The sequence below is a fragment of the Acinetobacter geminorum genome (assembly GCF_013009345.1).
Classification (GTDB): Bacteria; Pseudomonadota; Gammaproteobacteria; order Pseudomonadales; family Moraxellaceae; genus Acinetobacter; species Acinetobacter geminorum.
Genome location: NZ_JABELE010000036.1, coordinates 1 through 7,333 on the forward strand (window position 1 = coordinate 1; position 7,333 = coordinate 7,333).

The window sequence follows — 7,333 nt, forward strand, 5'->3', positions numbered from 1 at the left end:
GTTTGGTGTGGTAACTCAACTGATGGCTCTAGTCCTTATGTTTTTCAAGTCAATTTCTTATCCGCGATTCGGGTTAATTTAATATTTCTTAAAATCCAAAAATAATAACTATTGATATATAAAAACTTTTTAGTATGAAAAATCTTTAAATTTTATTATTCTTATTTTAATTATTAAATAAAATGGTTCATTGGCATGGATAAAAAGAAATTATCTGAGCGAGATATATGCAGTAAATTTATTAATCCAGCTTTAGAACAAGCAGGTTGGACAGCGCATCAAATTCGTGAAGAAGTTACTTTTACCAATGGCCAAATTATGGTGAGGGGAAAATTGCATACTCGTGGTGAGCGTAAACGTGCTGACTATGTCCTTTATTATAAAAAAAATATTCCTTTAGCAGTTATTGAAGCTAAAGATAATAATCATAGTGTTGGAGCAGGTATGCAACAGGCTTTAGCCTATGCAGATTGCTTACAAGTGCCTTTTATTTTTTCGAGTAATGGAGATGGGTTCTTATTCCATGATCAAACAGGATTATTTGGAAAAGTTGAACAAGAATTAGGATTAGATGAGTTTCCTTCACCAGAACGACTATGGAAACTTTATGAGCAACATAAAGGATTAACAACACCAGAGTCAAAGCAAATTGTTGAATACCCATATTATGATGATGGTTCAGGACGTATACCACGTTATTACCAAGTAAATGCGATTAATAAAACTATTGAGGCAATTGCACGTGGTCAAAATCGTATTTTACTTGTGATGGCGACAGGTACAGGTAAAACCTATACAGCTTTTCAAATTATATGGAGGCTATGGAAGGCTGGCGCTAAAAAAAGGATTTTATTTTTAGCAGATCGAAATATTTTAGTAGACCAAACTAAGAATAAAGATTTCAAACCTTTCGGTCAGAAAATGACAAAAATATCAAAGAGAATGATTGATAAGAGTTATGAAATCTATCTTTCACTTTATCAAGCAGTGACTGGTTCAGAAGAAGAAAAAAATATCTATAAACAGTTTACACCTGAATTCTTTGACTTAATTATTATTGATGAATGTCATCGTGGTAGTGCTAATGAGGATTCGGCTTGGCGTGAAATTTTAGAATATTTTAGTTCAGCCACTCATGTTGGTTTAACGGCTACTCCAAAAGAGACGAAAGACACTTCAAATATTACATATTTTGGTGATCCTGTTTATACCTATACATTAAAACAGGGGATTCAAGATGGTTTTCTTGCACCTTATAAAGTTATCCGTATCGATATAGATAAAGATTTACAAGGATGGCGTCCAGAAAAAGGCAAGAAAGATCTGCATGGATATGAAATTACAGATCGTATTTATAATCTAAAAGATATGGACAAGGGACTTATTTTAAAAAAGCGAACAGAACTTGTTGCTAAAAAAATTACAGAGTTTTTAGTTAATACTGATCCCTATGCAAAGACAATTGTATTTTGTGACGATATTGACCATGCAGAACGTATGCGAGAAGCCCTAGTTAATTTGAATCCTGAACGAATCAAAGAAAATTATAAATTTGTCATGAAAATTACAGGCGATGATAAAGAAGGCAAAGCTGAACTAGATAACTTTATTAATCCTGAAGAACGATACCCTGTCATAGCAACAACATCTAAACTGATGACCACAGGTGTAGATTCTGAAACTTGTAAATTGATCGTACTTGATCAGCATATTAAGTCTATGACTGAGTTTAAACAGATGATTGGTCGTGGTACACGTATTAATGAAGAGTTTGGAAAAACTTGGTTCACGATTATGGATTTTAAAAAAGCGACAGAACTTTTTAGTGATCCAGCTTTTGATGGGGAACCGGTTGTTATTTATGAGCCAAAACCTGATGATCCTATCGTACCGCCTGATGAGACAGATATAGGTGAGGAAGATGATACAGATAAAGAAGATGATCCTGATGATGATTCAACAATAGGCGGTACTTCTGGTGATGATACCGGCGGGGGCGGTGGAGAATTACCAAGAAAATTTTATGTAAATGATGTCTCTGTTAACGTGATTGGAGAACGAGTTCAGTTCTATGATAATGATGGGAAATTAGTTACTGAGTCTTTGAAAGATTATACACGACAACATATTTTAAAGGATTATCAATCACTAGATGCATTTTTAAGAAAATGGAAAGGTGCTGATAAAAAGTCTCTAATTATTGATGAGTTTAAAAAACAAGGTGTAATTTTTGAAGCCTTAGAGGATGAAGTCGGCAGAGACTTTGATCCTTTCGATATGATTTGTCATATTGCTTTTGACCAACCTGCTCTAACTAAAAAAGAACGTGCTAATAATGTGCGTAAACGTAATTACTTCACGAAATATAATGAGCAAGCTCGTCAAGTATTAGATGCATTATTAGATAAATATGCAGATCAGGGGATTGAGCCAATTGAAGATGTAAAGATTTTACAAATTCCTCCGTTTAATCAAATGGGATCAATCATTGAAATTATTCAGTCATTTGGATCGGTTGAAGCGTATACAAATGCTTTAAAAGAATTAGGAGATCATTTATATGATGATGCATCTTAATGATCTGATTGGTACAATTGCCGCCAAATTTTTAAAATCTAATGCAGTTGTAATATGAGCATTTCAGGAACAATTAAATCCATTCAAGATACCATGCGTGAAGACGTAGGCGTTGATGGTGATGTACAACGTCTTGGACAGTTGGTGTGGATGTTGTTCCTTAAAGTTGTTGATGACCGAGAAAATGAACTGGCAACTTTGGCTTTATTGGAAGGGCAAACTTTTAAATCTCCGATTCCTGAAAAATTTCGTTGGCGTAATTGGGCTGCTAATGATGAGGGGATGACAGGGGATGAGCTTAAAAATTTTATCGATAATGAATTGTTTCCAGCTTTACAAAATTTAGCTGTTGAAAATGATGATCCACGTGCCCGTGTAGTACAAAATGTATTTTCTGATGCATATAACTACATGAAATCTGGTGGTTTAATTCGTAAAATCATTAACCAAATTCAGAAAGGGTTCGATTTTAATAAATCTAAAGAGCGTCATGCCTTTGGTGATATTTACGAACAGTTATTACGTGATTTGCAAGCAGCCAAGAATTCAGGGGAGTTTTATACTCCGCGTGCAGTCACCACTTTTATGGCACAGGTTGTTGACCCCCAATTAGGTGAGTCTGTACTTGACCCTGCATGTGGTACAGGTGGATTCCTTACTTCTGCAATTGAGCACAAACGTGAAAAGTATGTTCAAACTGCTGAAGACGAAAAAGTTTTACAAAGTAGTATTTACGGAATTGAAAAGAAACCTTTACCGCATTTGCTATGTACAACCAATATGATTTTGCATGGTATTGATGTACCTGTACAAATCCGTAGAGACAATACTTTATCTTATCCATTAATCTCATGGGGAACTGATAAACGTGTAGATGTAGTTCTGACTAATCCTCCATTTGGTGGCACAGAAGAACAAGGGATTGAGAAGAATTTCCCTTCAAAATTCCAGACTCGCGAAACAGCTGATTTATTTATGGTGTTGATCATTCAGCTTTTAAAAGCGCATGGTCGTGCAGCAGTAGTATTGCCAGATGGCTTTATGTTTGGTGAGGGCATCAAAACAGCCATTAAAGAAAAATTAATGGAAGATTGTAATCTACACACGATTGTTCGTTTACCTAAGTCTGTATTCGCGCCTTACACACCCATTAGTACTAATATTTTATTCTTTACCAAGGGTAAGAGAACAGAACATGTATGGTTCTATGAGCATCAATTACCACAGGGTGTAAAAGCCTATAACAAAACTAAGCCACTACAACTTAAAGAGTTCGATGCTTTAAAAGCATGGTGGGGCGTCGAGCGTGATGGGTTTGCTAGTCGTGTAGCAAATGAACAAGCATGGAAAGTATCTCTTCAAGATATTATTGATCGTAACTATAACCTTGATATAAAAAATCCTCATCAGGTTGAAGAGGATGTAAAAGACCCTAAAGAGCTTTTAATTAAATATGAAAGTCTTGAGGCTGAGGTTGCTAAAATTCGTCAGCAATTAAAAACTATTTTAGATGAAGCTTTGGGGCAATAAGTCAGGATGAGTAAGATGACAGATGTTAAAAAACTCATTACTGAGAATCTAGATATTTGGTTAACCGCAGAAACTGAGAAAAAGTCGGGACGTGGACGGAGTTCAGGTTCTAATGATTCAATTTATGGAGTGAAAAAGCTGCGTGAATTGATTCTAGATTTGGCAGTCCATGGCAAATTAATTTCACAGGTTGAGTCTAAATTAGATGTAAGAAAACTAGTTGAGACTCATATTCAAGATCAAAAACTTAATATTAAAAAACCTTTTATTATAGATAAAACTAATTTGCCTCTACATTGGGTACGGGTACATTTAGCTACGATTGCGGACCATAATACTGGTAAAACATTAGATAAAAATCGTAATACAGGCAGTTCACGCTCATATATCACAACATCTAATTTATATTGGGGAAGATTTGAACTTGATGATCTTAAAGAATTTTTAATTGAAGATTCTGAATTAGAGCGCTGTCAAGCTAGAAAAGGTGATTTACTTGTTATTGAGGGAGGAGATGCTGGTCGATCGGCTATTTGGTGGGATGATGAACCTATATGCTTTCAGAATCATATTCATCGAGTAAGACCCTTTTCAGGTATCATAAGTGAATATTTATATAGATGTTTTGAGCAATTTTATCTAAGCGGTGAGATAGAAAATTATCGACAAGGTGTGGGTATAAAAAGTCTATCTGGCAAAAGATTGGCTCAAATTCCAATCAACTTACCTCCACTTGAAGAACAAAAACGCATTGTTGCTAAAGTCGATGAGCTTATGCAATTATGCGATCAACTCGAACAGCAGCAAAATTTAAGCTCTGAAGCACATGATCAATTAGTTGATACATTCTTAAATGTTTTAATTAATTCCTCCGATGTTGATGAGTTCCAACAGAACTGGCAACGTATTTCAGAAAACTTTGGTTTGCTATTTACCACTGAATACAGTATTGAAAAGTTAAAACAAACAATTTTGCAGTTAGCTGTAATGGGCAAGTTAGTAAAACAAGACCCAAATGATGAAGATGTTAATTTTTTACTTAAAAGAATAGAAATAAATAAAAATGAAAGAGTTAAGAGTAAAGAAATACAAAAGCCCAAAGTAATTAGTGTCGAGCAATCATTAAAGTTTGATATCCCCCAAAATTGGAAAAAAGTACTTCTAAATGATATTGCATTTGTAACTAAGTTAGCTGGGTTTGAATATACCAAATATATGAAGTTAGCAGATTCAGGTGAGGTTCCAGTTATTAGAGCACAGAATGTAAAACCTTTTGAGCTAAACGAAAATAGTCTAAAGTATATTGACTTGGAAACTTCTCAACTATTGCAAAGATGTGCACTAGATAGAAAAGCTTTATTGATGACATTTATTGGAGCTGGAATTGGAGATGTATGTGTATTCAATAAAGAACAAAGATATCATCTAGCACCAAATGTAGCTAAAATTGAGCCATTTGCTGACACAAATATTAATTATCTTTTAATCTTTTTAAATGGTATTTGGGGAAAAGATGAAATTTTTAAATCGCTTAAAGCTACAGCTCAACCTAGTATTTCAATGACAACAATTCGTGAAATTTGGTTGCCTCTACCTCCATTAACTGAACAGAATAGAATCGTTGAAAAAGTAAATGAACTTTTTTCCATTATTGATAAGCTGCAAATACTTCAAGGTAAATTACAAAAAACCAAGCTCCATTTAGCAGATACATTGGTTACAAATGCGTTGAGTGATTCAAACGATAAAAGTAAGTTTGAAGTTGCAGATAACATTGTCCAGTTTGAAAAGCCGATTGAGATTGTTAAACAGTCGAAACAAAAAAGTGTTGAACAGATTGATCTGTTTACAGATGATATTGTTGAAGATGATATAAAGCTTTTGTCTTTAGCTGCTGAAATCACATTTCAACTACATACAGAACCTACTTTTGGTCATTTAAAACTACAAAAGTTGATTTATCTGTGCCAACAGTTAAAACACATGGATTTAGCTGCTGATTTTAAGCAACATGCTGCTGGCCCCTATGACCGTAATATAGCAATATATATTGATACTGAATTTAAAAAGCGTCAGTGGTTTAGCTACCATAAAGATGAAACGCCAAAGTACAAACAACTTCGAAAATGTGGGGAACATAAGACAGATTTCGAAAGATTCTTTGCAAAAGAAGCATCCGAACTCAATGTATTATTAGGACTTTTTAGAACGAGCAAATCTGATCATATAGAAATTGTTGCAACGCTCTTTGCTTGTTGGTTACGTTTGCTTGAGCAAAAGCAATCTGTTAGTGAAGAGCAGCTTTTAAGAGACTTTTACGCTTGGTCTGAAGAGAAGAAACGATTTAGTAAAGCTGAAGTATTAACTGGTTATAAGTGGATGCATCAATATTCAATTATACCTCAGGTTTAATTCCCCCAAGGCCCCCGTGCCACAACAGAACTTTAATTTTTTGCGCTGATTTAAAGTAATTTACTATTGCGACACAGAGATAAGGGAGCTAAGCCAAACGCTTAGCCCATGTCTTCTTTATCGCACCGTCGCATCACACTAAAAAAAGTAGGGGCAAAGTCCTGTGGGAGAGCAGGACTTTGCAAACTGACATGTTCTAGACGTTGCATGAGCTTATGCGAATACACTTGTTCAAGCCGTTGGTAAATACAGTCGCAACTGGCTTGGGTGTGTCCACCAGACAGGCAAATTTCTTCAAAATCCTGCTGAGTGTGAATGTCGCAACCAGAAACACCGTAATCGCCTATTAAAAGGCTTAAAGCCAAAATAGGTTTATAAAGTTTCATATTATTCTCGTGATAATTTTCACTAAGTTATTAATAAAAAAATAAGCCGCTTATATTTAAAGTATTAAAATCATTTTTAAAGGTAATAGTTAACCCGCCTGAAATACAGGAAAATAAAATGATTAAAATTTTAAAATAAAAGTATTTATAAATTTAAAATATTTTAGGTGAGAGAAAGCCTAAATTTTAAATAAATAAAATTACGAGAGAGGATAGGGGATTAATATAAAAAAGGTCATGGTCAACTCCTAGAATTTATGGAGCTCTACCACCAAAGATCACCGTCAATTGATTATGGTGGTAGAACGAAAGGGGGTTGACAGACCGGACATACAGAACCAGCACACCCGTAGGTGTCCCTCTCCCGTCCTGAACTGCACCCCATAAGTTAGACTTTTTAAACTTATGAGGTGTGCCCTATGCCAGTT

At 34.8% G+C, this 7,333-nt stretch carries 4 protein-coding genes; 3 read left to right on the forward strand and 1 reads right to left on the reverse strand.

Annotation, left to right across the window (positions count from 1 at the left end):
* Positions 1 to 195: 195 nt before the first annotated feature.
* Genes hsdR through HJG58_RS18455 form a run of 3 tightly spaced genes read left to right on the forward strand, consistent with a single transcriptional unit; the run spans position 196 to position 6,519 of the window.
* Positions 196 to 2,577: an EcoAI/FtnUII family type I restriction enzme subunit R gene (hsdR, locus tag HJG58_RS18445; RefSeq protein WP_170249790.1), complete on the forward strand. Its 2,382-nt coding sequence runs from the start codon at positions 196 to 198 to the stop codon at positions 2,575 to 2,577.
* A 54-nt stretch (positions 2,578 to 2,631) separates the two neighbouring features.
* Entirely contained in the window at positions 2,632 to 4,107 is a 1,476-nt protein-coding gene (locus tag HJG58_RS18450) for a type I restriction-modification system subunit M (protein WP_170249791.1), read from the forward strand.
* Positions 4,108 to 4,122: 15 nt separating this feature from the next.
* Positions 4,123 to 6,519: a restriction endonuclease subunit S gene (locus HJG58_RS18455; RefSeq protein WP_170249792.1), complete on the forward strand. Its 2,397-nt coding sequence runs from the start codon at positions 4,123 to 4,125 to the stop codon at positions 6,517 to 6,519.
* Between the two features lie 101 nt (positions 6,520 to 6,620).
* Here the strand turns inward: HJG58_RS18455 and HJG58_RS18460 are convergent, their stop codons facing one another.
* A complete protein-coding gene (locus HJG58_RS18460) occupies positions 6,621 to 6,905 on the reverse strand; it encodes a hypothetical protein (protein WP_004794079.1) in 285 nt (94 codons plus the stop codon).
* Positions 6,906 to 7,333: the final 428 nt, after the last annotated feature.